This is a genomic window from Burkholderia sp. Tr-20390 (assembly GCF_017104595.1).
Classification (GTDB): Bacteria; Pseudomonadota; Gammaproteobacteria; order Burkholderiales; family Burkholderiaceae; genus Burkholderia.
Genome location: NZ_JAAGPC010000132.1, coordinates 1 through 23,619 on the forward strand (window position 1 = coordinate 1; position 23,619 = coordinate 23,619).

Annotated in this window: 25 protein-coding genes; 14 read left to right on the forward strand and 11 right to left on the reverse strand. The window is 68.7% G+C overall.

The features are described from left to right. From G3N98_RS28065 to upp, 11 genes are all read right to left on the reverse strand, one after another. A partial coding sequence (locus G3N98_RS28065) for a collagen-like triple helix repeat-containing protein (protein WP_206149924.1) occupies nucleotides 1-593 on the reverse strand: 593 nt, incomplete at its 3' end. A gap of 478 nt (nucleotides 594-1,071) precedes the next feature. Further along, complete coding sequence (locus tag G3N98_RS28070; protein ID WP_041492911.1) at nucleotides 1,072-1,407, reverse strand: 50S ribosome-binding protein YggL; 336 nt, start codon at nucleotides 1,405-1,407, stop codon at nucleotides 1,072-1,074. 127 nt (nucleotides 1,408-1,534) lie between these two features. After that, nucleotides 1,535-3,004, reverse strand: coding sequence for a ribonuclease G (rng, locus tag G3N98_RS28075; protein WP_069248507.1), 1,470 nt, complete (start codon nucleotides 3,002-3,004; stop codon nucleotides 1,535-1,537). A 7-nt stretch (nucleotides 3,005-3,011) separates the two neighbouring features. Then, complete coding sequence (locus tag G3N98_RS28080; protein ID WP_206149926.1) at nucleotides 3,012-3,644, reverse strand: Maf family protein; 633 nt, start codon at nucleotides 3,642-3,644, stop codon at nucleotides 3,012-3,014. A 51-nt stretch (nucleotides 3,645-3,695) separates the two neighbouring features. Beyond that, entirely contained in the window at nucleotides 3,696-4,166 is a 471-nt protein-coding gene (rlmH, locus tag G3N98_RS28085) for a 23S rRNA (pseudouridine(1915)-N(3))-methyltransferase RlmH (protein WP_011352746.1), read from the reverse strand. Nucleotides 4,167-4,191: 25 nt separating this feature from the next. Further along, nucleotides 4,192-4,638: a ribosome silencing factor gene (gene rsfS, locus G3N98_RS28090; protein ID WP_089426006.1), complete on the reverse strand. Its 447-nt coding sequence runs from the start codon at nucleotides 4,636-4,638 to the stop codon at nucleotides 4,192-4,194. A 4-nt stretch (nucleotides 4,639-4,642) separates the two neighbouring features. Beyond that, entirely contained in the window at nucleotides 4,643-5,374 is a 732-nt protein-coding gene (locus G3N98_RS28095; RefSeq protein WP_241026114.1) for a nicotinate-nucleotide adenylyltransferase, read from the reverse strand. Then, complete coding sequence (hemF, locus tag G3N98_RS28100) at nucleotides 5,371-6,294, reverse strand: oxygen-dependent coproporphyrinogen oxidase (protein WP_039370475.1); 924 nt, start codon at nucleotides 6,292-6,294, stop codon at nucleotides 5,371-5,373. Before hemF ends, G3N98_RS28095 begins: the two co-directional genes overlap by 4 nt. A gap of 118 nt (nucleotides 6,295-6,412) precedes the next feature. Beyond that, entirely contained in the window at nucleotides 6,413-7,690 is a 1,278-nt protein-coding gene (gene purD, locus G3N98_RS28105; RefSeq protein ID WP_206149928.1) for a phosphoribosylamine--glycine ligase, read from the reverse strand. Nucleotides 7,691-7,794: 104 nt separating this feature from the next. Then, nucleotides 7,795-8,523, reverse strand: coding sequence for a YebC/PmpR family DNA-binding transcriptional regulator (locus G3N98_RS28110; protein WP_011352741.1), 729 nt, complete (start codon nucleotides 8,521-8,523; stop codon nucleotides 7,795-7,797). A gap of 217 nt (nucleotides 8,524-8,740) precedes the next feature. Next, the gene (gene upp / locus G3N98_RS28115; protein ID WP_011352740.1) at nucleotides 8,741-9,391 is read right to left on the reverse strand and encodes a uracil phosphoribosyltransferase; all 651 of its coding nucleotides are present in this window, start codon (nucleotides 9,389-9,391) and stop codon (nucleotides 8,741-8,743) included. Between the two features lie 231 nt (nucleotides 9,392-9,622). Here upp and G3N98_RS28120 point away from each other — a divergent pair, with 231 nt between their 5' ends. From G3N98_RS28120 to G3N98_RS28180, 14 genes are all read left to right on the forward strand, one after another. After that, nucleotides 9,623-10,402 carry an SDR family oxidoreductase gene (locus G3N98_RS28120; protein WP_206149930.1) on the forward strand — a complete coding sequence of 260 codons (780 nt, stop codon included), beginning with the start codon at nucleotides 9,623-9,625 and terminating at the stop codon, nucleotides 10,400-10,402. A gap of 48 nt (nucleotides 10,403-10,450) precedes the next feature. Continuing rightward, the gene (locus G3N98_RS28125) at nucleotides 10,451-10,843 is read left to right on the forward strand and encodes a methylglyoxal synthase (RefSeq protein ID WP_043188929.1); all 393 of its coding nucleotides are present in this window, start codon (nucleotides 10,451-10,453) and stop codon (nucleotides 10,841-10,843) included. Nucleotides 10,844-11,018: 175 nt separating this feature from the next. Then, a complete protein-coding gene (locus G3N98_RS28130) occupies nucleotides 11,019-11,993 on the forward strand; it encodes a quinone oxidoreductase (protein ID WP_089426627.1) in 975 nt (324 codons plus the stop codon). Between the two features lie 192 nt (nucleotides 11,994-12,185). Then, nucleotides 12,186-12,308 (forward strand): hypothetical protein, encoded by a 123-nt coding sequence (locus G3N98_RS40250; RefSeq protein ID WP_256976802.1) that lies wholly within the window; start codon nucleotides 12,186-12,188, stop codon nucleotides 12,306-12,308. After that, nucleotides 12,305-12,397 carry a K(+)-transporting ATPase subunit F gene (gene kdpF / locus G3N98_RS28135; protein WP_006752209.1) on the forward strand — a complete coding sequence of 31 codons (93 nt, stop codon included), beginning with the start codon at nucleotides 12,305-12,307 and terminating at the stop codon, nucleotides 12,395-12,397. Before G3N98_RS40250 ends, kdpF begins: the two co-directional genes overlap by 4 nt. After that, entirely contained in the window at nucleotides 12,394-14,199 is a 1,806-nt protein-coding gene (gene kdpA, locus G3N98_RS28140) for a potassium-transporting ATPase subunit KdpA (protein ID WP_089473305.1), read from the forward strand. The genes kdpF and kdpA overlap by 4 nt, the downstream gene beginning before the upstream one ends. A gap of 54 nt (nucleotides 14,200-14,253) precedes the next feature. Then, entirely contained in the window at nucleotides 14,254-16,338 is a 2,085-nt protein-coding gene (kdpB, locus tag G3N98_RS28145; RefSeq protein WP_206149932.1) for a potassium-transporting ATPase subunit KdpB, read from the forward strand. A 25-nt stretch (nucleotides 16,339-16,363) separates the two neighbouring features. Next, entirely contained in the window at nucleotides 16,364-16,945 is a 582-nt protein-coding gene (kdpC, locus tag G3N98_RS28150) for a potassium-transporting ATPase subunit KdpC (RefSeq protein ID WP_206149934.1), read from the forward strand. A 162-nt stretch (nucleotides 16,946-17,107) separates the two neighbouring features. Then, entirely contained in the window at nucleotides 17,108-19,951 is a 2,844-nt protein-coding gene (locus G3N98_RS28155; RefSeq protein WP_206149935.1) for a DUF4118 domain-containing protein, read from the forward strand. Then, nucleotides 19,944-20,642 carry a two-component system response regulator KdpE gene (gene kdpE / locus G3N98_RS28160; RefSeq protein WP_039370506.1) on the forward strand — a complete coding sequence of 233 codons (699 nt, stop codon included), beginning with the start codon at nucleotides 19,944-19,946 and terminating at the stop codon, nucleotides 20,640-20,642. Before G3N98_RS28155 ends, kdpE begins: the two co-directional genes overlap by 8 nt. Before the next feature lie 158 nt (nucleotides 20,643-20,800). Further along, a complete protein-coding gene (locus G3N98_RS28165; RefSeq protein ID WP_089431503.1) occupies nucleotides 20,801-21,085 on the forward strand; it encodes a DUF333 domain-containing protein in 285 nt (94 codons plus the stop codon). 145 nt (nucleotides 21,086-21,230) lie between these two features. After that, the gene (gene sugE / locus G3N98_RS28170; RefSeq protein WP_089425993.1) at nucleotides 21,231-21,551 is read left to right on the forward strand and encodes a quaternary ammonium compound efflux SMR transporter SugE; all 321 of its coding nucleotides are present in this window, start codon (nucleotides 21,231-21,233) and stop codon (nucleotides 21,549-21,551) included. Nucleotides 21,552-21,761: 210 nt separating this feature from the next. After that, nucleotides 21,762-22,379 carry a DUF4126 domain-containing protein gene (locus G3N98_RS28175; RefSeq protein WP_011352729.1) on the forward strand — a complete coding sequence of 206 codons (618 nt, stop codon included), beginning with the start codon at nucleotides 21,762-21,764 and terminating at the stop codon, nucleotides 22,377-22,379. Nucleotides 22,380-22,486: 107 nt separating this feature from the next. Then, on the forward strand, nucleotides 22,487-23,619 hold a 1,133-nt coding region (locus G3N98_RS28180; RefSeq protein ID WP_241026115.1), incomplete at its 3' end, for an FtsX-like permease family protein.

Consider the following 23,619-nt stretch of genomic DNA (forward strand, 5'->3'; position numbering starts at 1 on the left):
CCGCTGGCGCCGAGACTCGACACGACGCCGCCGGTCGCGGCGACCGCGTTGCCGAGGTTCGTGACCACGCCGCCGGTGCTCGCGACCGTCGTGCCGACCGGGTTCGAGGATGCGCCGAGCTGGCCGAGCCCCGAGCCGAGGCCGGTGCCGAGCGTCGTGACGGCCGCGCCGGCATCCTGCACGACCGTGCCGAGACCTTGCGTGGTCGACGCATGGGTGCCGGGCAGCGACTGGCCCGCGATCGTCGTGCCGACGCTCGATACCGCGCCGCCCGCGGCCGTCACGATGTTGCTCGACGAGTCGATCGTCTGGCCGAGCGCATTGGCGGATGCGCCGCTGCCCGCCGAGCCGGTGCCCGAGCCGCTGCCGCTGCCCGTGCTGTCGACGGTCGAGCCGCTGCCGGAACCGCTGCCCGAGCCGTTGCTCGTGCCGCCGGTCGTGGCCGTCGTGTCGCCCGAACCCGATCCTGCGCCGCCGGTGCCCTGGCTCAGCGAGCCGGAGCCGCCGCACGCGGACAGCGACACCAGCGCTGCAACGCCAGCCGCGATCATGATCATTCGGAGTCCTGCCTGATGGGTGGTCGGCGTATCCATGTCGTCCTCGTATTCGTTGGAGAGTGGGGTCAGGCGGCCTTCGCGTGCGTCAATGTGTCGCTGCGATGGGAAGCGGCTGGCGCATTGTTGGTTGTCTCCCTGATTGGCCTGTCGCCGTGTCGCGTTTTCGCCCGTACCGGAATCCGGAACATCGGTCGGGCGAGCGGTTTGCATTCTTTCGTCTTGCTTGCCGATCGCACCGGAAAACATCGGATTCCTGGCGATCAGAGTAGGTCTGCCGGCGCGAGCCGTCTTTTAAGCAACGTTAAATTGAAGTAAGCGTCCGATTCACTGCCGAAATCGGGGTAATCACCGTCGACGCGGCGGAAATCGTGTGAGTCGGTGCCGGTGGCGCGGATGTCGCGCGATGGCGGGAGAGGATGGGGAGGCGAGGCGGAGGGAGCGGGGCGGCGCCGGCCTCACCCGCCGTGGCGGCGGGCAGGCGCGGGCGCGGCGCGACGGGCGTGAAGCCGGAAACTCAGGCTTCCGGGTACCACGCGTCGGTGAATTCGCTGACCTTGACGTCGGTCAGTTCCGGCCGTGCGGCCAGCCAGCCGCGCACGAGCTCGCGGTCGGCGTCGGTCGTCGTGCCGCGCGGTGCGCCGGAAATCACGTAAGCGCCGATGCCTTCGTCCGCCGACGCGACGGTCAGCAGCCCGTTCGCTTCGACGAAGTCGATGAACGCATCGATCAGTTCGCCGCGCTCGAGGTCGGTCATTTCGTTGCGGTAATGCGCGGTGGCGTTGAACGCGAGTTCCTGGAATTCGCCGATGTGGAGTTTCTTGCGCTGGCGGCGGTTGTGGCCTTGGCTCATGGTGTGTGGTGAATGCGAAAAGGGTAGGGTGAAAGGGCGGCGGCGGGTGCCGGCGCGACATGCGCGGGCGGCCCGGGCGCCGCATCGAAGCGCCGCGCGGCGATGCCGGCGGCGGATGGACGGAACGTTACATCAGCACGATATCGTACTGCTCCTGGCTCAGGTTCGATTCGACCTGCAGCGACACCGGCTTGCCGATGAAGTCGATCAGCATCGCGAGATGCTGCGACTCCTCGTCGAGGAACAGGTCGATCACCTGCTGCGCGGCGATCACGCGGAATTCGCGCGGGTTGAACTGCCGCGACTCGCGCAGGATCTCGCGCAGGATGTCGTAGCACACGGTGCGCGACGTCTTCACCTGGCCCTTGCCCTGGCAGGTCGGGCACGGCTCGCACAGCACGTGCGCGAGCGATTCGCGCGTGCGCTTGCGCGTCATCTCGACGAGCCCGAGCTGCGAGAAGCCGTTGACCGTCACGCGCGTGCGGTCGCGCGACAGCGCCTTCTTCAACTCGGACAGCACCGCGTCGCGATGCTCGGCGTTCTCCATGTCGATGAAGTCGATGATGATGATCCCGCCGAGGTTGCGCAGCCGCAGCTGCCGCGCGATCGTATGCGCGGCCTCGAGGTTGGTCTTGAAGATCGTGTCGTCGAAGTTGCGTGCGCCGACGTAGCCGCCCGTGTTCACGTCGATCGTCGTCATCGCCTCGGTCTGGTCGATCATCAGGTAACCGCCCGACTTCAGGTCGACGCGGCGCGACAGCGCGCGCTGGATCTCCGTCTCGATGTTGTACAGGTCGAACAGCGGACGCTCGCCCGTGTAGTGGTGCAGCTTCGGGCTGACGGCCGGCGTGAATTCGCCCGCGAATTCCGACAGGCGCTGGTACGTCTCGCGCGAATCGACCTGGATGCGCGTCGTGTCGTCGTTCGCGAAATCGCGCAGCACGCGCTGCGCGAGATCGAGATCCTGGTACAGCAGGCTCGTCGCCGGCAGCCGCTGTGCCTGGGCGACGATCGTCGCCCACGTCTTGCGCAGGTACGTGACGTCGCCGGCGAGCTCGTCGGAGGTGGCATCCTCGGCGATCGTGCGCACGATGTAGCCGCCTTTCTCGTCCGGCGGGATCACGGCCGTCAGGCGCGCGCGCACGGCTTCGCGTTCGGCCTCGCTCTCGATCTTCTGCGAGATGCCGATATGCGGCTCCTGCGGCAGGTAGACGAGCGTGCGGCCCGCGATGCTGACCTGCGTCGACAGCCGCGCGCCCTTCGTGCCGATCGGATCCTTGATCACCTGGACCATCAGCGTCTGGCCTTCGAACACGATCTTCTCGATCGGCTGGTGCGGCGTGCCCGACTGCGGCTCGCCCGCGAGGCGCGGATGCCAGATGTCGGCGACGTGCAGGAACGCCGCGCGTTCGAGGCCGATGTCGATGAACGCAGACTGCATGCCGGGCAGCACGCGCACGACCTTGCCGAGATAGATGTTGCCGACCCGCCCGCGCGACAGCGTGCGCTCGACGTGAAGCTCCTGCACCGCGCCTTGCTGGACGAGTGCGACCCGCGTTTCCTGCGGCGTGAGGTTGATCAGGATTTCTTCGTTCATGGTGGGTTCAGAAGGCGACGCGCGCGGCACGCAGCAGCGCGGCAGTCTCAAAAAGGGGCAGACCCATGATACCTGAATGGGACCCGTCGATTCGCTCGATGAACTCGGCGGCGCGCCCCTGGATCGCGTATGCGCCGGCCTTGCCGAACGGCTCGCCCGATTCGACGTAGCGCGCGTACGCGTCGCGCGACGCGGCCGCGAAATGCACCGACGAGCGCGACAGCGCGGGCGGCAGCAGTTCACCGTCGGCATCGATCACGGCGACGGCGGTCAGCACCGCGTGTTCGCGGCCGGCGAGGCGCGTCAGCATCGCGAGCGCGTCGTCGGCGTCGGCCGGCTTGCCGAGGATCGCGCCGTCGATCGTGACGGTCGTATCGGCGACCAGCACCGGCGAGGCCGGCTTGCCGTTCGCGACGAGGCGTGCACGCGCAGCCTCGGCCTTCGCGATGGTCACGCGCCGCACGTAGGCATCGGCGGCTTCGCCGGGCAGTTCGGCCTCGAGCGCCTCGGCATCCTCGTCGGGGCGCGGCAGCAGCAGCTCGAAGCGTACGCCGATCTGTTGCAGCAGCTCCTGGCGGCGCGGGCTTTGCGAAGCGAGGTAAAGGGTCGGGAAAAGCGCGGGGGGCGTGCTGGACGGCATGGTGTCGTTATCTCGGTGTGCGCGCGTGGCGCGCGTCTCGAGGACGACACGTCATGCGCGGTGGTAGGGGTGATTCTGCGTGATGCTCCACGCCCGGTAAAGCTGTTCGGCGAGCAGCACGCGCACCATCCCGTGCGGCAGCGTCATGCTCGAGATGCGCAGCAGCGTGTCGGCACGCGCTTTCAGTTCGGGATCGAGCCCGTCGGCGCCGCCGATCACGAACGCGACGTCGCGGCCGTCCTGCTGCCAGCCGGGCAGCGCCTGCGCGAGCTGCATCGTGGTCCAGTCGCGGCCGCGCTCGTCGAGCGCGACGAGGCGCGCGCCCTTCGGCAGCGCGGCCTCGATCTTCTGCCGCTCGGCCGCCATCACGCTTTCGGCGCTGCGGCCGCCCGAACGCAGTTCAGGCTTGATCTCGCGCAACTCGATGCGCAGCTCGGGCGGCATCCGCTTCGTGTATTCGTCGAAGCCGGATGCGATCCAGCCCGGCATCTTGTGGCCGACCGCAAGGATGAAAAGCTTCATCGGAAGACGCTTGACGAATCGGGACTCAACGGCGGCGAGCGGCCGTCTTGCGCGCCGGGCGGGCGGGCGCGGCTTCCTCTTCTTCGTCGTCGCCTTCGCTGGCCTGGGCGAAGCCGTTGCCCTTGCCGCCGCCGAGCTTCATCCGCACGGGCTTGTCGCCCCAGATTTCCTCGAGGTTGTAGTACTGGCGCAGGGCCGGTTGCAGGATGTGCACGATCGCGTCGCCGCAGTCGACGAGCACCCATTCGCCGGTGTCTTCGCCTTCGGAGCTGACGATGTCGCCGCCGGCTTCCTTGACCTTGTCACGCACGCTCGACGCGAGCGCCTTGGTCTGGCGGTTGGAGGTGCCCGAAGCGACGACCACGCGGTCGAACAGTTCGGTCAGGTGGCTGGTGTTGAACACCTTGATGTCTTGCGCCTTGACGTCTTCGAGGGCGTCGACGATCACGCGCTGCAGTTTGCGAATATCCATGGATTCAGGAATGGTAGAGGCGATGTTGAAGAATATAGGCCCATACGGCGGCCGGCACATGCTCGGCCGATGCGTCGGGCATTTGCGCATGGCGTGCGATGCATTCGCGCAGGTGGGCGCGGATGTCGGTCGCGGCAATGTCGAACGAAAGGGTCGTATCGATCAGCAGGTGGCCTGCCGGCGTGGCCTTGAGCACGCCGGCGCCGGCCTGCCGCGCGGCGATTACCTGCGCGACGTCCGGTGGCGCCGCGCCGAGGTCGAACCCCGGGCGCGTCGACACGCAGATGTGCGCGTAGTCGAACAGCTTGCGCCAGTCGCGCCACGTGTCGAGGCGCACGAGCTGGTCGGCGCCGATCAGCAGCGACAGCGATGCGCCTGGGCCGATCCGCTCGCGCCAGCGCGCGAGCGTCTCGACCGTGTAGGTCGGGCCGGCGTGCTCGATCTCGTCGGTGGCGACGGTCACGGTCACGCCCGGCACGGACAGCGAGCCGGCGGCCGCGCGCGTCATCGCGAGCCGATGCTCGGCAGCCGACACGTCGCGCTTCTGGTACGGCTGCCCGGCGGGCAGCAGCACGAGTTCGGTCAGTCCGAGCAGTTCGGCGAACCGGCGCGCGAGCGCGAGATGGCCGTCGTGGATCGGGTCGAAAGTGCCGCCCAGCAAGCCGATACGACGCGGCAGCGGGGCGGGGCGGGCGGTGGTGTCCAGAAACGCGTCCTTTGCTTGAGGCAGGGTCAGACCCAGTCGCGCGGCACGATGAAGTCGCTGTACAGGCGCGCCTCCGGGGAACCCGGCTCGGGCTGCCAGTTGTAGCGCCAGTTCGCGACCGGCGGCATCGACATCAGGATCGACTCGGTCCGGCCGCCGCTTTGCAGGCCGAACAGCGTGCCGCGATCGAACACGAGGTTGAATTCGACATAGCGGCCGCGGCGGTACGCCTGGAAGTCGCGCTCGCGCTCGCCGTACGGCAGCTCGGCGCGTCGCTCGACGATCGGCAGGTAGGCCTGCAGGAACGCGTCGCCGACGCTTTGCATCATGTCAAACGAGCGTTCGAAACCGGGCTCCGAGAAATCGTCGAAGAAGATCCCGCCGATGCCGCGCATCTCGTTGCGGTGCTTCAGGAAGAAATACTCGTCGCACCACTTCTTGAAGCGCGGGTAGAGCTCGACGCCGAACGGGTCGAGCGCATCCTTGCAGGTCTGGTGGAAATGCCGGGCGTCGTCCTCGAAACCGTAAACCGGTGTCAGATCCATGCCGCCGCCGAACCAGAACACGGGCTCCTCGCCCGGTTTCGTCGCGATCAGCATCCGCACGTTCATGTGGACGGTCGGGCAGTACGGATTGCGCGGGTGCAGCACCAGCGACACACCGAGCGCCTCGAAGCCGCGGCCCGCGAGCTGCGGGCGCGCCGCGCTCGCCGACGGCGGCAGCGCATCGCCCGCGACGTCGGAAAAGCCGATCCCCGCGCGTTCGAACACGCGGCCGCCTTCGAGAATCCGCGTGCAGCCGCCGCCGCGCAGGCGTTCGGCCGGCCCGCGTTGCCATGCGTCGGTCGCGAGCGGCGTACCGTCGAGCGCGCCGAGCGCGTCGGCGATGCGTGTCTGCAGGCCCTGGAGGTACGTGCGCACGCGCGCTACGTCGTAGGTCGAATCGGTCATGTCTGGACTGGGTGCCCCCGCCCGAAGCGGGGGCCGTAAAAAAGGCTTCTGCCGGGCATTCTATCGAACCCCGGCAGACGAGCCGCCGCCGCGCGCGGGCGGGGCGGCAATTGCAACGTCAGGCGCTCTTGCGGTTGAGCGCGCGAAAGCCGATGTCGCGGCGGTACTGCATGCCTTCGAAATTGATCTGGTTGATCGTGTCGTACGCATGCTGCTGCGCTTCGCGCACCGAATCGGCGAGGCCGACCACGCACAGCACGCGGCCGCCGGACGTCGTCAGCTTGTCGCCGTCGAGCGTCGTGCCCGCGTGGAACGTGACGGCCTGTTCGGTCTCGGCCGGGATCCCGTTGATGCGGTCGCCCTTGCGCGGCGCGTCTGGATAACCGTGCGCGGCCAGCACGACGCCCAGCGCGGTGCGGCGGTCCCAGTCGAGCTCGACCGTGTCGAGCGTGCCTGCGATCGCCTGCTCGACGACCTTCGAGAAATCGCTCTTCAGGCGCGCCATGATCGGCTGCGTTTCCGGGTCGCCCATCCGGCAGTTGAACTCGAGCGTGCGCGGATTGCCTTCCTTGTCGATCATCAGGCCCGCATACAGGAAGCCCGTGAAGCGGATGCCGTCCTTCTCCATCCCGCGTACGGTCGGCATGATGATCTCGCGCATCACGCGTGCGTGCATCTGCGGCGTGACGATCGGCGCGGGCGAATACGCCCCCATGCCGCCGGTGTTCGGGCCGCGATCCTCGTCGAGCAGGCGCTTGTGGTCCTGGCTGGACGCCAGCGCCAGCGCGTGCTTGCCGTCGACCATCACGATGAAGCTCGCTTCCTCGCCATCGAGGAATTCCTCGATCACGACACGCGCGCCGGCGTCGCCGAGCTTGTTGCCCGACAGCATCATGTCGACGGCTTCGTGCGCTTCTTCCGGCGTCATCGCGACGACGACGCCCTTGCCGGCCGCGAGGCCGTCGGCCTTCACGACGATCGGCGCACCCTTCGCGTCGATGTACGCGTGCGCGGCGGCCACGTCGGAGAACGTTTCGTACTCGGCGGTCGGGATGCCGTGGCGCTTCATGAACGCCTTCGCGAAATCCTTCGAGCTCTCGAGCTGCGCGGCTTCGCGGGTCGGGCCGAAGACCTTCAGGCCGCGTGCGCGGAACAGGTTGACGATGCCGGCCGCGAGCGGTGCTTCCGGCCCGACGAGCGTGAACGCGACGCCTTCGCGTTCCGCGAAATCGGCGAGTTCGTCGAGCGCCGTGATGTCGACGTTCTTCAGACGCTCGTCCTGCGCCGTGCCGCCATTGCCGGGCGCGACGTAGACCATCTGGACGCGCGGCGACTGCGCGAGCTTCCACGCCAGCGCATGTTCGCGGCCGCCGGAACCGACGACGAGTAGTTTCATGGGATTCCCCGCAGACTAGAAAACAGGGCGGCCGGCACGCTCAGGCGCGCCGGCCGCGGATTCGGTCGGGCCGCCGCCGCGACAGGAACACGGCGGCCGGCACCTCATTCCTCGACGATGACGGCGTTCGTATACACGTCCTGCACGTCGTCGAGGTTCTCGAGCGCGTCGAGGAGCTTCTGCATCTTCGCCGCGTCGTCGCCGGTGAATTCGACTTCGTTCTGCGGCTTCATCGTCACTTCGGCGAGCTCGGCCTTGAAGCCGCCGGCTTCGAGCGCGTCCTTCACCGCCGAGAACGCCTGCCAGTCGCACAGCACTTCGATCGAGCCGTCGTCGTTCGTGTTCACGTCGTTCGCGCCGGCTTCGAGCGCGGCTTCCATCAGCGCGTCTTCGGACGTGCCCGGTGCGAACAGGAACTGACCGACGTGATCGAACATGAACGCGACCGAGCCGTCGGTGCCCATGTTGCCGCCGAACTTCGAGAACGCATGGCGGACTTCCGCGACCGTGCGGGTGCGGTTGTCGGTCAGCGTGTCGACGATGATCGCCGCGCCGCTGATGCCGTAGCCTTCGTAGCGGATTTCCTCGTAGTTCGCGCCATCCGCGCCGCCGACGCCGCGATCGATCGCGCGCTTGACGTTGTCCTTCGGCATGTTCGCGTCGGCCGCCTTGTCGACCGCCAGACGCAGGCGCGGGTTCGAGTTGACGTCACCGCCGCCGAGGCGCGCCGCGACCTGGATTTCCTTGATCAGGCGGGTCCAGATCTTGCCGCGCTTCGCGTCGGCCGCTGCCTTCTTATGCTTGATGTTGGCCCATTTCGAATGACCAGCCATACCTTTCTCCGTGCCCGGGCGCACAGCGCGGGCGATTGTTTCAATGTGTCGTTGAATCGGCGGCCGTTTCGGCGGGCATGAAGCCGCGGGGCCGCGCGTGTCGAGTGGATCGAGATTTTATCACGCGGCGACCGCCGGATCGGGGCCGCCGCGCATGGCCGGACGGCCAGGCGGGCCGCCGCGAGCCGGGCCGCGCGCCGCGCGGCCGTACCGGGGCTCAGTTCTTGGTGCCGAACAGGCGGTCGCCCGCGTCGCCGAGGCCCGGCACGATGTACGCATGCTCGTTCAGGTGCGAATCGAGCGACGCGACGAACAGCTTCACGTCCGGGTGCGCGTCCTGGAACACCTGCACGCCTTCGGGCGCCGCGACCAGCGCGACGAACATGATGTTCGCGGCCGGCACGTTGCGGCGCTTCAGCACGTCGACCGCGTGCACGGCCGAGTAGCCGGTCGCGACCATCGGGTCGCACAGGATGAAGATGCGGTCTTCCAGATCCGGCAGGCGCACCAGGTATTCGACCGGGCGGTGGTCGTCGGCGCGGTACACGCCGATGTGGCCGACGCGGGCGGACGGAACCAGATCGAGCAGGCCGTCCGACATCCCGATGCCCGCGCGCAGCACCGGCACGATCGCCAGCTTCTTGCCCGCGATCACCGGTGCGTCGACCTCGACGAGCGGGGTTTCGACCCGCTTGGTCGTGATCGGCAGGTTGCGGGTGATCTCATAGCCCATCAGCAGCGTGATTTCGCGCAGCAGCTCGCGGAACGTGCGCGTGGACGTGTCCTTGTCGCGCATGTGCGTGAGCTTGTGCTGGATCAGCGGGTGATCGGTGATGAAGAGATTCGGGAAACGGCTGTCCTGTTTCATGACGGGGGGCGCCTTGGCGGCAAAAGAGGATCGGGGGCGGTGGCGGGCGCAAGCCGGCCGCGCGCTTATGCCCGCAATTTTACCAAGGCGCGCCGCATGATCCGGATAATATCGACGTCTCACGACAATCCGCGCGCCCGCTGCCGCCCGATTGCCCGCCCGACCCGTCCGGGGTCCGTGCGCCGGCGTGATCGGGCCGAGCCGGCGCGTGTCGCCACCAAGGAATCGACGATGGATCTCGGCATCGAAGGAAAGACCGCGCTGGTGTGCGCGGCAAGCAAGGGGCTCGGTCGCGGCTGCGCGGAAGCGCTGGCCGCCGAGGGCGTGAACCTCGTGATCGTCGCGCGCACGCGCGACACGCTGGAGGAAACCGCGGAGGAGATCCGCGCCGGCGCGAACGTGTCGGTAACCGCGGTCGCCTGCGACATCACGACGCCGGACGGGCGCGCGGCCGCGCTCGCCGCGTGCCCGCAGCCGGACATTCTCGTGACGAATGCCGGCGGCCCGCCGCCCGGCGACTTCCGCGACTTCTCGCACGACGACTGGATCCTCGCGCTCGAAGCGAACATGCTGACGCCGATCGAGCTGATCCGCGCGACCGTCGACGGGATGATCGCGCGCGGCTTCGGCCGGATCGTCAACATCACGAGCTCGGCCGTGAAGGCGCCGATCGACGTGCTCGCGCTGTCGAACGGCGCGCGCTCGGGGCTGACCGGCTTCGTCGCGGGGCTGTCGCGCAAGGTCGCGGGGCAGGGCGTGACGATCAACAACCTGTTGCCGGGCCTGTTCGACACCGACCGGATCGCGACCACGCTCGCCGCGTCGGCGAAGGCGCAGGGCGTGAGCGTCGACGAGATGCGCGCGCGGCGCGCGAAGGACATCCCGGCCGGCCGTCTCGGCACGCGTGCGGAATTCGGCGCGGCGTGCGCGTTCCTGTGCAGCGTGCACGCCGGCTACATCACCGGGCAGAACTGGCTGCTCGACGGCGGCTCGTATCCGGGCACGTTCTGACGCGCGCACCGCCTTTCACGACAACCACCTGAAACGAAGGATCTGGAGATGAGCAAACCCCGCATCGCATTGATTGCGCACGACGCGAAGAAGGACGAGATCGTCGCGCTCGCGGGCGAATTCCGCACGACGCTCGCGCAATGCCGGCTGGTGGCGACCGGCACGACCGGCGGCCGCATCGCGGACGCGCACGGGCTCGAGGTCGAGCGCAAGCTGTCGGGGCCGCTCGGCGGCGACCTGCAGATCGGTGCGGAACTGGCCGACGGCCGCATCGACATCGTCGTGTTCCTGCGCGACCCGATGACCGCGCAGCCGCACGACCCCGACATCACCGCGCTCGTGCGCGCCTGCGACGTGCACGACGTGCCGGTCGCGACCAACGTCGCCACCGCGCGGATGCTGCTCGACGATCTGGCGCGCAACATGCAGGACGTCTGCTGAGGGCTGTCCGCGCCCGATTGCCCCTGCTGACGGCAGGGCCATGCACGGATGGCCGCGGCGCGCGAGAATCGTGCGTCGCGACGCGCGCCTGCCGGCCGGTACCCGCATGAGGCCGGCTCCGCGGATCGGCGATCCGGATTTTTCCCTGACCGAATCAGAAACGAGGAGCGAAACGATGCCGAAAGCAATCCGATACGACCAGCCGGGCGGCCCGGACGTGATGAAGTGGGTCGATGTCGAGGTCGGCGAACCGAAGGCAGGCGAAGTCCGCATCCGGCAGCACGCGGTCGGCCTCAACTACATCGACGTCTATTTCCGCACCGGTTTGTACCCGCAAGCGCTGCCCGGCGGTCTCGGGATGGAGGCGGCGGGCGAGGTGACGGCCGTCGGCGAAGGCGTGACCACGCTCAAGGCGGGTGACCGCGTCGCGTACGTCGGGCAACCGCCGGGCGCATACGCGCAGGAGCGCGTGATGCCGGTCGACCGGCTCGTGAAGCTGCCCGACGGCATCAGCTACGACGACGCGGCGTCGGTGATGCTGCAGGGCCTGACCGCGCACTACCTGCTGCGCCGCACGTATCCGGTGAAGGCCGGCGACACGATCCTGATCCACGCGGCGGCCGGCGGTGTCGGCCTGCTAGTGTGCCAGTGGGCGAAGGCGCTCGGCGCGACCGTGATCGGGACAGTCGGCTCCGACGAGAAGGCCGCGCTCGCGAAGTCGCACGGTTGCGACCATCCGATCGTCTACACGCGCGAGAACTTCACGCAGCGCGTGAAGGAGATCACGAACGGCGCCGGCGTGCCGGTCGTCTACGACTCGATCGGCAAGGACACCTACATCGGCTCGCTCGACAGCCTCGCGCCGCTCGGGCTGTTTGTCAGCTTCGGCAACGCGTCGGGCCCGCTGCCGCCGATCGACTCGAAGGAATTCTCGTCGCGCGGCTCGCTGTTCTTTACGCGCCCCACGCTGTTCTCGTACATCGCGAAGCGCGCCGATCTCGAAGCCGCGGCCGCCGAGCTGTTCGACGTGCTGCTGTCGGGCAAGGTGAAGACCAGCATCAACCAGCGCTATCCGCTCGCGGAAGTCGGCCGCGCGCATGAAGATCTCGAAGCGCGCAAGACCACCGGCTCGACGATCCTCGTTCCCTGACCTACCTCCCCGTGCCGGCGCCATGCCGGCACGCGCCTTTCCGGGCGGCGCCACGGCGGCCGTCCGTCCCGCCTCCCGGTTTCCGTCGTCCTCCCCGAATGCCTCGTTTACGCGTTTTTTATACGCGCCCCGATACCTTTGACCCGTCCTTTACGTGCGTTCCCATAAGGTTCTAGTCGTCTGATTTCGACGATGGAGAACAGAAAAATGGATGGGGTTTTCATCGGCGCACTGGTGCTCTTCACCGCGCTGATCCTCGGTTTGGTTGCCGGTTGCGACAAGCTGGTGCAATACGGTCGCGGGGGGCGAGCATGACCTGGATGCTTTGGCTGGCGGGCGCCTCGACGGCGCTGCTGTTCGCGTATCTCGTCTTTGCGCTGCTGCGCGCGGAGGACATTGAATGAACGCGAACAATCTCTTTCAGACGCTGCTCTTCATCGTCGTGCTGCTGGCGGCGGCCGTGCCGGTCGCGCGCTATCTGTCCGCGGTGATGGACGGCAGCTCGCGCGTCGTGCGCGTGTTCGGGCCGCTCGAGCGCGCGCTGTACCGCATCGCCGGCGTCGATGCCGGCAGCGAGATGAACTGGAAGCAGTACGCGATCGCGACAATCGCGTTCAACGCGCTCGGCGCGCTGTTCCTCTACGGCCTGCTGCGCCTGCAGGGCTTCCTGCCCGGCAACCCGCAGCAGTTCGGTGCGATGACGGTCGACGGCGCGTTCAACACGGCCGTCAGCTTCGTCACCAACACGAACTGGCAGGACTACACGCCCGAGCAGACCGTCAGCTACCTGACGCAGATGCTCGGCCTGACCGTGCAGAACTTCCTGTCGGCGGCAACCGGGATCGTCGTCGTGATCGCGCTGATCCGCGGTTTCGCGCGTCATACCGCGCAGACGATCGGCAACTTCTGGGTCGACCTCACGCGCGTGACGATGTACGTGCTCGTGCCGATGTCGATGATCATCGCCGCGCTGCTGATGAGCCAGGGCGTGATCCAGAACATGAAGTCGTACCAGGACGTGCCGGTGCTGCAGGCGAGCACCTACGCCGCGCCGAAGCTCGACGCGCAGGGCAATCCGGTGAAGGACGACAAGGGCAACGCGGTCACGGTGCCGACCCCGCTCACGAAGCAGACGCTCGCGATGGGCCCGGTTGCGTCGCAGGAAGCGATCAAGATGCTCGGCACCAACGGTGGCGGCTTCTTCAACGCGAACTCCGCGCACCCGTACGAGAACCCGACGCCGTTCGCGAACGTCCTGCAGATCTTCGCGATCCTGATCATCCCGGCCGCGCTGTGTCTCGTGTTCGGCCGCATGATCGGCGACCGCCGGCAGGGCATCGCCGTGCTCGCGGCGATGACGGTCGCGTTCGTGCTCGCGATCGGCTTCGAGGTGAGCGCCGAGCAGGCCGGCAACCCGACGCTCGCCGCGCTGCACGTCGACCAGTCGGCGAGCGCGCTGCAGCCGGGCGGCAACATGGAAGGCAAGGAAACGCGCTTCGGCATCGCGCAGACCGGCATCTTCACGGTCGCGACGACGGCCGCGTCGTGCGGCGCCGTCGACACGATGCACGATTCGCTGACGCCGCTCGGCGGCCTCGTGCCGATGCTGCTGATGCAGCTGGGTGAAGTGATCTACGGCGGGGTCGGCTCGGGTCTCTACGGGATGCTCGTGTTCGCGCTGCTCGCGGTGTTCGTCGCCGGCCTGATGATCGGCCGCACGCCGGAATACGTCGGCAAGAAGATCGAGGCGTACGAGATGAAGATGGTGTCGATCGTCGTGCTGCTCACGCCGCTGCTGGTGCTGGTGGGCACGTCGATCGCCGTGCTCGCCGATGCGGGCAAGGCCGGCATCGCGAACCCGGGGCCGCACGGCTTCTCGGAAATCCTGTACGCGTTCAGCTCGGCCGCCAACAACAACGGCAGCGCGTTCGCGGGCCTGACGGTCGGCACGCCGTTCTACAACTGGATGACCGCGATCGCGATGTGGTTCGGCCGCTTCGGCACGATCGTGCCGGTGCTGGCGATCGCCGGCTCGCTGGCCGCGAAGAAGCGCATCGCGGTGACGAGCGGCACGCTGCCGACGCACGGTCCGCTGTTCGTCGTGCTGCTGCTCGGCACCGTGCTGCTGGTGGGCGCGCTGACCTACGTGCCGGCGCTCGCGCTCGGCCCGGGCGTCGAGCACCTGATGATGTGGCTGGGCGCGTGATGCGCGCCCGCATGGCGACACCTTGAAAAGACTGAAGAGATTGAAGAGATCGCAATGACTCAACATTCCGCAACACGGTCCATGTTCGATCCGGCGCTGCTGCGCCCGGCGATCGTGGACTCGTTCAAGAAACTCACGCCGCGCACGCAGTTCCGCAATCCGGTGATGTTCTGCGTGTACGTCGGCAGCATCCTGACCACGATCCTGTGGATCGCGGCGCTCGCCGGCCAGGCCGAGGCGCCCGCGGGCTTCATTCTCGCGATCGCACTGTGGCTGTGGTTCACCGTGCTGTTTGCGAACTTCGCCGAAGCGCTCGCCGAAGGGCGCTCGAAGGCGCAGGCCGCGTCGCTGCGCAGCGCGAAGAAAGACGTGATGGCGAAGAAGCTCAACGAGCCGCATCCGAAGTCGCCGATCCGCATCACGACCGCGACCGAGCTGCGCCGTGGCGACGTCGTGCTGGTCGAGGCCGGCGACGTGATCCCGGCCGACGGCGAGGTGATCGATGGCGTTGCGTCGGTCGACGAATCGGCGATCACCGGCGAATCCGCGCCGGTGATCCGCGAATCGGGCGGCGACTTCTCGTCGGTGACGGGCGGCACGCGCGTGCTGTCGGACTGGATCGTCGTCAAGGTCACCGCGAACCCGGGCGAGGCGTTCCTCGACCGGATGATCGCGATGGTCGAAGGCGCGAAGCGCAAGAAGACGCCGAACGAGATCGCGCTGACGATCCTGCTCGTCGCGCTGACGATCGTGATGCTGCTCGCCACCGCCACGCTGCTGCCGTTCTCGATGTTCTCGGTGGAAGCGATGAAGGCCGGCCACGTGGTGACGATCACCGCTTTGGTTGCCCTGCTCGTGTGCCTGATCCCGACGACGATCGGCGGCCTGTTGTCCGCGATCGGCGTGGCCGGCATGAGCCGGATGATGCAGGCGAACGTGATCGCGACGTCGGGCCGTGCGGTGGAAGCCGCCGGCGACGTCGACGTGCTGCTGCTCGACAAGACCGGCACGATCACGCTCGGCAACCGTCAGGCATCGACGTTCGTGCCGGCGCCGGGCGTGACCGAGGAAGCGCTGGCCGATGCCGCGCAACTGTCGTCGCTCGCCGACGAAACGCCGGAAGGCCGCAGCATCGTCGTGCTCGCGAAGGAGCGCTTCAACATTCGCCAGCGCGACATGGGGCAACTGCACGCGACGTTCATCGGCTTCTCCGCGCAGACGCGGATGAGCGGCGTCGACCTGCCGGGGCGTGAAATCCGCAAGGGTGCGGCCGACGCGATCCGCCATTACGTCGAGACGCGCGGCAGCCGCTTCCCGGAAGAAGTGCGCCGCGCGGTCGACGAAGTCGCGCGCCGCGGCAGCACGCCGCTCGTCGTGGCCGACCTGCATGAAGGCGCGGCGCGCGTACTCGGCGTGATCGAGCTGAAGGACATCGTGAAGGGCGGCATCAAGGAGCGCTTCGCGGAACTGCGCAAGATGGGCATCAAGACCGTGATGGTGACGGGCGACAACCGGCTGACGGCCGCGGCAATCGCGGCGGAAGCAGGCGTCGACGATTTCCTTGCCGAAGCGACGCCGGAAACCAAGCTCGCGACGATCCGCGAACACCAGGCCGCAGGGCGCCTCGTCGCGATGACCGGCGACGGCACCAACGACGCGCCGGCGCTCGCGCAGGCCGACGTGGCCGTGGCGATGAACACCGGCACGCAGGCGGCGAAGGAAGCCGGCAACATGGTCGACCTCGACTCGAACCCGACGAAGCTGATCGAGATCGTCGAGATCGGCAAGCAGATGCTGATGACGCGCGGGTCGCTCACGACGTTCTCGATCGCGAACGACATCGCAAAGTATTTCGCGATCATCCCGGCCGCGTTCGTGACGACGTACCCGCAGTTGCGCGTGCTCGACATCATGCACCTGACGTCGCCGGCGTCGGCGATCCTGTCGGCGGTGATCTTCAACGCGCTGATCATCGTCGCGCTGATTCCGCTGGCGCTGAAGGGCGTCACGTACCGGCCGCTCGGCGCCGCGTCGCTGCTGCGCCGCAACCTGCTGGTGTACGGCCTCGGCGGCGTGCTGCTGCCGTTCCCGTTCATCAAGCTGATCGACATGACGCTCGCTGCACTCGGCTGGGCCTGAGCCGGCCGTACTTGAAGGAAACATCATGAAAACGTTGATTCGTCCGCTCGTCGTGCTCTTTGTCGTCCTGACTGCCGTGACGGGGCTCGCCTACCCGGCCGCGATGACCGTGTTCGGCCAGGCCGTGTTCCCGTCGCAGGCGAACGGCAGCCTGATCGAGAAGGACGGCAAGGCAGTCGGCTCCGCACTGATCGGCCAGCCGTTCGATGCGCCGAAGTACTTCTGGGGCCGCCTGTCGGCGACCTCGCCGATGCCGTACAACGCGACCGGCTCCGGCGGCTCGAACCTCGGCCCGCTGAACCCGTCGCTCGCCGACCAGGTGAAGGGGCGCATCGCCGCGCTGCGCGACGCGGGCACCGACATGTCGAAGCCCGTGCCGGTCGACCTCGTGACGGCGTCGGCCAGCGGCCTCGATCCGGAGATCACGCCGGCCGCCGCCGCGTACCAGGTCGAGCGCGTCGCGAAGGCGCGCAACCTGGCGCCCGACGCGGTCGCGCAGCTCGTCGCCGCGAATACGACGGGCCGCCAGTTCGGCGTGCTTGGCGAGCCGCGCGTGAACGTGCTGAAGCTGAACCTCGCGCTCGACGCGGCACAGGCCGCGCACTGAGCGCGCGTCCGGGCTTCCGACGGCAACCGGCGTCCGGCGCGGCACGATCCGCGCCGGGCGCGCCTTTTCCCGACGGCGCATGCGCCGTCTTTGCCTTTTGCGGCGATTTGGAACAACAATGCACGTACTCGCGCGCATCCGGGCGCTCCGCCTTTCTGACGCATGAATCGTCCCGATCCAGACCAACTCCTCGACAAGCTGCAGCGTGACGAAGAAAAGCAGCGGCGCGGCCAGCTCAAGATCTTCTTCGGCGCATCGGCCGGTGTCGGCAAGACCTACGCGATGCTGCAGGCCGCGCGCCAGCGCCTGCAGGAAGGCGTCGACGTCGTCGTCGGCATCGTCGAGACCCACGGGCGCAGCGAAACCGCCGCGCTGCTCGACGGCCTCGACGTGCTGCCGCTCGCGCGCATCGACTATCGCGGCCGCACGCTCGCCGAATTCGATCTCGACGGCGCGCTCGCGCGTGAGCCGCAACTGATCCTCGTCGACGAACTCGCGCATTCGAACGTGCAGGGCGCGCGACACCTGAAGCGCTGGCAGGATGTGTACGAACTGCTCGATGCGGGCATCGACGTCTACACGACCGTCAACGTCCAGCACCTCGAAAGCCTGAACGACGTGGTCGGCGCGATCACCGGCATCCGCGTGTGGGAGACGGTGCCCGACCGCGTGTTCGACGCGGCCGACGAAGTCACGCTCGTCGACTTGCCGGCCGAGGAACTGCTCGAGCGGATGCGCGACGGCAAGGTCTATCTCGCGCAGCAGGCCGAGCGTGCGGTGCGCAACTTCTTCCGCAAGGGCAACCTGATCGCGCTGCGCGAACTGGCGCTGCGGCGCACGGCCGATCGCGTCGACGCGCAGATGCGCGAGTATCGCGCCGACCGTTCGATCCAGCGCATCTGGCAGGCACGCGAGCGGCTGCTCGTGTGCGTCGGGCCGGGCCCTGAAGCGCCGACGCTCGTGCGCGCGGCGGCGCGGCTCGCCGCGAGCCTGAAGGCCGACTGGATCGCCGTCTATGTGGAAACGCCGCGCCTGCAGCGGTTGCCCGATGCGCGACGGCAGCGCACGCTCGACGCGCTGAAGCTCGCGGCCGAGCTCGGCGCGGAGACGGCCACGCTCGCCGGCGCCGACGCGGTTGCCGCGCTGATCGGCTATGCGAAGGTGCGCAACGTGTCGAAGATCGTCGCGGGCGGCTCGCCGAAGGTCGGGCTCGTGCGCCGCTTCGTGCGGCCGTTCGGCGAGAAGCTGGCCGAACGCGCGGGCGACGTCGACCTGATGCTGATCCGTGCGTCCGCGAGCGACGAGGCGCGCGCAGCCCCCCTCGACGCACGTGCGCGCGACTGGCGCGATGCATTCGCGCAGTTCGGCACGCACCGTTCGCCGCCGCGGCATTACGTATATGCGGCCGCGATCTGCGCGGCGATCACGGTCGTCGCGAGCCTCGTGTCCGAGCGGCTCGATCTCACGAACCTCGTGATGCTGTACCTGCTCGGCGTCGTGTTTTCGGCCGTGCGGCTCGGGCGCGGCCCGGGCGTGCTGCAGTCGTTCCTGTCGGTGGCCGCGTTCGATTACTTCTTCGTGCCGCCGCGCATGTCGTTCTCGGTCAGCGACACGCAATACCTGCTGACCTTCTTCGGGATGCTGCTGACGTCGCTCGTGATCAGCCACCTGACGTCGACGCTGACGCGCCAGGCGAGCGTCGCGCAGCGCCGCGAGCGCCGCACCGGCGCGATCTATGCGATGGCGCGCGAGCTGGGCGCGGCGCTGACGACCGAGCAGATCGTCGAGATCGGCAGCCGTCACGTGGGCGAGGTGTTCCGCGCGCGCGTCGCGTTCCTGCTGCCCGACAGTGCGGACAAGGTGCGGCAGAAGATCGAGGAGCCCGATGCGGCCGTCACGCTGACGGGCGCCGACCTCGACAGCGACGTCGGCCAGTGGGTGTACGACCAGCAGAAGCCGGCCGGCCGCGGCACCGATACGTTGCCCGCGACGGCCGCGCTGTACCTGCCGCTGAAAGCGCCGATGCGCACGCGCGGCGTGCTCGCGGTCGCGTCGCGCGAGCCGCGCGAACTCGAGGTGCCGGAGCAGCAGCGGATGCTCGACGCGTTCGCCGCGCAGATCGCGCTCGCGCTCGAACGCGTGCACTACGTCGAGATCGCGCGCGACGCGCTCGTCAACATGGAGTCCGAGCGGCTGCGCAACTCGCTGCTGTCGGCGATCTCGCACGACCTGCGCACGCCGCTCACGACGATCGTCGGCTTCTCGTCGATGCTCGCGAACGGGCGCGCGGCCGCGCAGGGCGGCGACGCCGCGGCGGCCGAACGCTTCGCGCAGCGCGAGGGCGAACTCGTCGACGCGATCCACGACGAAGCGCTGCGGATGACGGGCATTGTCACGAACCTGCTCGACATGGCGCGGCTGCAGGCCGGCAGCCTGCAGTTGAAGCGCCAGTGGTCGCTGCTCGAGGAAACCGTCGGCGCCGCGCTCGCCGCCTGCAAGCGCGTGCTTGCGCGCCATCCCGCGCGCGTCGTGCTGCCGGCCGACCTGCCGCTCCTGCAGATGGACGCGGTGCTGATGGAGCGCCTGTTCACCAACCTGTTCGAGAACGCGGCGAAGTACACGCCGGCCGATACGCCGCTCGACATCGGCGCCGAGCGCGTGACCGACGACGGGCTGCCGTTCGTGCGCGTGCTCGTCGACGATTACGGTCCCGGCCTGCCGGCCGGGATGGAAGCGCGGATCTTCGACAAGTTCACGCGCGGCGAGAAGGAATCGGCGACGCCGGGCATCGGCCTCGGCCTCGCGATCTGCCGCGCGATCGTCGAAGCGCACGGCGGTAAAATCGGCGCGTTCAACCGGACGGCACCCGACGGCCACGTGACGGGCGCGCGTTTCTGGTTCACGCTGCCGGTCGAGACGCCGCCGGCCGCGCCTGCCGTACCCGACGACGAACCCGAAGTGCCGGGTGCGTCGTCCCCATCCGAATCATTGCCAGATCATGAGTGAACCGAGCCTGACCGTCGTCCTGATCGAGGACGAAAAGCAGATCCGCCGTTTCGTGCGCGCCGCGCTCGAGGAGGAGGACATCGCGGTGTTCGAGGCCGAGACGGGCAAGCAGGGGCTGATCGACGCGGCGACGCGCAAGCCCGATCTCGTGATCGTCGACCTCGGCCTGCCCGATACCGACGGCCTCGACGTGATCCGGGAATTGCGCGGCTGGTCCGAGGTGCCGGTGATCGTGCTGTCCGCGCGCACGCAGGAAGAAGAGAAGGTCGCGGCGCTCGATGCGGGCGCCGACGATTACCTGACCAAGCCGTTCGGCGTGTCCGAACTGCGCGCGCGGATCCGTGCGCAACTGCGCCGGCGCAACCAGGGCGGCGCGAACGAGTCGCCGAAGGTGACCTTCGGCACCGTGACCGTCGATCTCGCGCTGCGCCAGGTGTGGCGCGACAACGAGATCGTGCACCTGACGCCGCTCGAATACCGGCTGCTCGCGACGCTCGTGCGGCACGCGGGACGCGTGCTCACGCACCGCCAGCTGCTGCGCGACGTGTGGGGGCCGTCGCACGTCGAAAGCCACCACTATCTGCGCATCTACATGGCGCACCTGCGCCAGAAGCTCGAGCGCGACCCGGCGCAGCCCGAGTACATCGTGACCGAGACGGGCGTCGGTTACCGGCTGGTCGGCGCCGCATGACGGGCGTAGCCGGGGCGCAACGGCGCCCGTGCGCGTGACGTCGCGTGCCGGCACGGTTGCGCCGGCGCGACAGTCTCGCGGCCGGCGCGCGCGTTGCACACCCGGCGCTCATTCCCCGTTATCCTGACCGTTCCGCGAACGAAAACGAGGAGCGTGCAATGTCCGTCCGTCTGGTCGTCATCTGTGCGCTGGCGCTTGCCGCGTCTGGCGCGTTCGCCCAACCGCTGCCGCCCGGGCAGCAACCGTCGTCGCAGCAGCAGGCGATGGCCAATCCCGCGTCGGTCAATTGCGCCAAGCTCGGCGGCCGCCACACGACCCGCAACCTGTCGAGCGGGCAGGTCGGCATGTGCGTGTTCAAGGATGGCCGCGTGTGCGAGGAGTGGGCGTTGTACCGCGACGACCGCTGCGTCGCCGGCGTCACGCCGAAGCGCGTGTCGAACTGACCGGGCCTGGCCGATCGTGCCCCCGATCGGCCGCCGGCCACGCGCCGCGTCCGTAAGCATCTTGTTATACTCGGCGCCGCCCGGGGACGACCCCGGGTCATTCGCTTCAACGGGGACGGCCCCATCCGATACGGAGTACGTCGAGATGGCGTGGGTATTGTTGTTCATTGCCGGTTTGCTGGAAGTGGCCTGGGCGGCCGGCATGAAATCGTCGGACGGCTTCACGAAGCTCGGTCCGTCGGTGTTTACGATCGTGACGGCGCTGGCCAGCTTCGGGCTGCTCGCGGTCGCGATGCGCCAGCTGCCGCTCGGCACCGCGTACGCGGTGTGGACGGGCATCGGCGCGGTCGGTGCGTTCGTGTTCGGCATCGTGATGATGGGCGAGGCGCTGACCGTCGCGCGCGTCGCGAGCGCCGTGCTGATCGTCGCGGGGCTGATCGGCCTCAAGCTGTCGTCGGCTGCCTGACGAGGGCGTCCCGGTGCGCACGCGCCCGGTGCCGCACTGCGGAATTGCGCCGGCCGCCCATCTAGCCTGTCTATAATGGAACGCATTCGGGCCTGAATACCGTCGTGCTTCTCGCGGCACGTGGTGCCGGTCGCCACGCGCCGCGCGGCCGGTCTGTCCGACCCGATCCGATCAATCGGCAAATCGCACGGAAAGTGCAAGGAGAGGGCCATGATCGAAGCCATTTCGCTCGGCGCGGGGCTCGCGTGGGCGAGCGGCCTGCGCCTGTACCTGACCGTGCTGATCGCCGGCGTGCTGGCGCGGTTCGGCTGGCTCCACCTGCCCGACACGCTGGCCGTCCTGATGTCGCCGTGGGTCATCGGCGCCGCGGCCGTGCTCACCGTCACCGAATTCCTTGCCGACAAGATCCCCGCGTTCGACTCGCTGTGGGATGCCGTGCACACCTTCATCCGCATTCCGGCCGGCGCCGTGCTCGCGGCCGGCGCGCTCGGCCATGCCGATCCGACCGTGCTCGCGGTCGCAGGGCTCGCCGGCGGCTCGCTCGCCGGTGCCGCGCACGTGGCGAAGGCCGGCACGCGCGCGATGATCAACCTGTCACCCGAACCGATTTCGAACTGGATCGCGTCGTCGACCGAGGACGGCCTCGTGGTCGGCGGGCTCGTGCTCGCGTTCTTCGTTCCGCTCGCGTTCCTCGTGCTGCTTGCCGCCTTCATCGCGGCGTCCGCGTGGGCGCTTCCGCGCCTGTGGCGCGGTGTCTCGGGCGGCTTTCGCGGGATGGCGAACCACATGGTGTCGCGGCTCAACTCGATCGGGGGGAAGCGCGATTGAAGGGGCGGCAACCCGCGGCGCAGCCGCCGGCCGGGCACCCCGGCCATGAGGTGAACGCGCATGCCGGCCGCTTCGGCCTGCGCGACCTGTTCCGCCAGGCCGCCCGCATGACCGCGCGCGACTGGCGCGCGGGCGAGTTGACGCTGCTCGTCCTTGCACTGGTGCTCGCGGTCGCGGCGCTGACGAGCGTCGGCTTCCTCGCCGATCGGCTGCGCCAGGGGCTCGAGCGCGACGCGCGCCAGATGCTCGGCGCCGATTTCGTCGTGCGGGCCGATCGCCCCGTCGATCCGTCGTTCGACCAGCAGGCCCGCGCGCTCGGCCTGCATACTGCGACGACCGCCATCTTCCCGAGCATGATCGCGTCCGCCACGGGTGGGCAGGCGACCGACGCGGCGCCGTCGCGCCTCGCGGCCGTGAAGGCCGTGTCGCCCGGCTATCCGTTGCGTGGCGCGGTCGAGATCCTGCCGGCCGGCGCGGCCACCGCGCAGAAGGCGGCCGCGATTCCCGCGCCCGGCACCGTATGGGCCGATCCGGCGCTGCTCGATGCGCTGCACCTGAAGACGGGCGATACGGTGCGCGTCGGGCTGCGCACGTTCACGGTCGCAGCATCGATCTCCCGCGAGCTCGATCGCGGGTTTTCCTTCGTCAATTTCTCGCCGCGGCTGATGATGCGCGCGGACGAGCTGGCCGCGACGGGGCTCACGGGTTATGGCAGCCGTGTCACGTACCGGCTGCTGGTTGCCGGCGACCAGCAGGCCGTCGCACGCTTCGAGGCGTATGCGCACGCACGTGTCGACGGCGGGAAGCTGCGCGGCGTCGGTCTCGAGTCGTTGCAGGAAGGGCAGCCGCAGGTGCGGCAGACGCTGGATCGCGCACGCCACTTCCTGACGCTCGTCGCGCTGCTCACCGCGCTGCTCGCGGCGGTCGCGATCGCGATGGCCGCGCAGCGCTACATGCGGCGCCACCTCGATGGCTGCGCGACGATGCGCTGCCTCGGCGTGAGCCGCCGCACGCTCGGCGCGCTGTTCGCACTCGAATTCGCCGGCATCGGGATCGTGTCCGGCGCTGCCGGCGCGGTGCTTGGCTATGGCGGCCACTGGGCGTTGCTGGCCGCGCTCGGCGGCCTGATCGACGTGGTGCTGCCGCCCCCCACGCCGTGGCCGGCGTTGATCGGCATGGGCGCCGCGCTCGTGTTGCTGCTCGGTTTCGCGCTGCCGCCGCTCGTGCCCCTCACGCGCGT

Coding starts and splice junctions, on each gene's coding strand:
- hemF (WP_039370475.1), bottom strand. CDS start 6,294: ATGACCGATTCGACCTACGACGTAGCGCGCGTGCGCACGTACCTCCAG.
- kdpA (WP_089473305.1), top strand. CDS start 12,394: ATGAACGCGAACAATCTCTTTCAGACGCTGCTCTTCATCGTCGTGCTG.
- G3N98_RS28165 (WP_089431503.1), top strand. CDS start 20,801: ATGTCCGTCCGTCTGGTCGTCATCTGTGCGCTGGCGCTTGCCGCGTCT.
- G3N98_RS40250 (WP_256976802.1), top strand. CDS start 12,186: ATGGAGAACAGAAAAATGGATGGGGTTTTCATCGGCGCACTGGTGCTC.
- G3N98_RS28120 (WP_206149930.1), top strand. CDS start 9,623: ATGGATCTCGGCATCGAAGGAAAGACCGCGCTGGTGTGCGCGGCAAGC.
- kdpC (WP_206149934.1), top strand. CDS start 16,364: ATGAAAACGTTGATTCGTCCGCTCGTCGTGCTCTTTGTCGTCCTGACT.
- G3N98_RS28175 (WP_011352729.1), top strand. CDS start 21,762: ATGATCGAAGCCATTTCGCTCGGCGCGGGGCTCGCGTGGGCGAGCGGC.
- G3N98_RS28080 (WP_206149926.1), bottom strand. CDS start 3,644: ATGCCGTCCAGCACGCCCCCCGCGCTTTTCCCGACCCTTTACCTCGCT.
- sugE (WP_089425993.1), top strand. CDS start 21,231: ATGGCGTGGGTATTGTTGTTCATTGCCGGTTTGCTGGAAGTGGCCTGG.
- kdpE (WP_039370506.1), top strand. CDS start 19,944: ATGAGTGAACCGAGCCTGACCGTCGTCCTGATCGAGGACGAAAAGCAG.
- purD (WP_206149928.1), bottom strand. CDS start 7,690: ATGAAACTACTCGTCGTCGGTTCCGGCGGCCGCGAACATGCGCTGGCG.
- kdpB (WP_206149932.1), top strand. CDS start 14,254: ATGACTCAACATTCCGCAACACGGTCCATGTTCGATCCGGCGCTGCTG.
- rlmH (WP_011352746.1), bottom strand. CDS start 4,166: ATGAAGCTTTTCATCCTTGCGGTCGGCCACAAGATGCCGGGCTGGATC.
- G3N98_RS28130 (WP_089426627.1), top strand. CDS start 11,019: ATGCCGAAAGCAATCCGATACGACCAGCCGGGCGGCCCGGACGTGATG.
- rng (WP_069248507.1), bottom strand. CDS start 3,004: ATGAACGAAGAAATCCTGATCAACCTCACGCCGCAGGAAACGCGGGTC.
- G3N98_RS28110 (WP_011352741.1), bottom strand. CDS start 8,523: ATGGCTGGTCATTCGAAATGGGCCAACATCAAGCATAAGAAGGCAGCG.
- G3N98_RS28070 (WP_041492911.1), bottom strand. CDS start 1,407: ATGAGCCAAGGCCACAACCGCCGCCAGCGCAAGAAACTCCACATCGGC.
- kdpF (WP_006752209.1), top strand. CDS start 12,305: ATGACCTGGATGCTTTGGCTGGCGGGCGCCTCGACGGCGCTGCTGTTC.
- upp (WP_011352740.1), bottom strand. CDS start 9,391: ATGAAACAGGACAGCCGTTTCCCGAATCTCTTCATCACCGATCACCCG.
- G3N98_RS28155 (WP_206149935.1), top strand. CDS start 17,108: ATGAATCGTCCCGATCCAGACCAACTCCTCGACAAGCTGCAGCGTGAC.
- G3N98_RS28125 (WP_043188929.1), top strand. CDS start 10,451: ATGAGCAAACCCCGCATCGCATTGATTGCGCACGACGCGAAGAAGGAC.
- rsfS (WP_089426006.1), bottom strand. CDS start 4,638: ATGGATATTCGCAAACTGCAGCGCGTGATCGTCGACGCCCTCGAAGAC.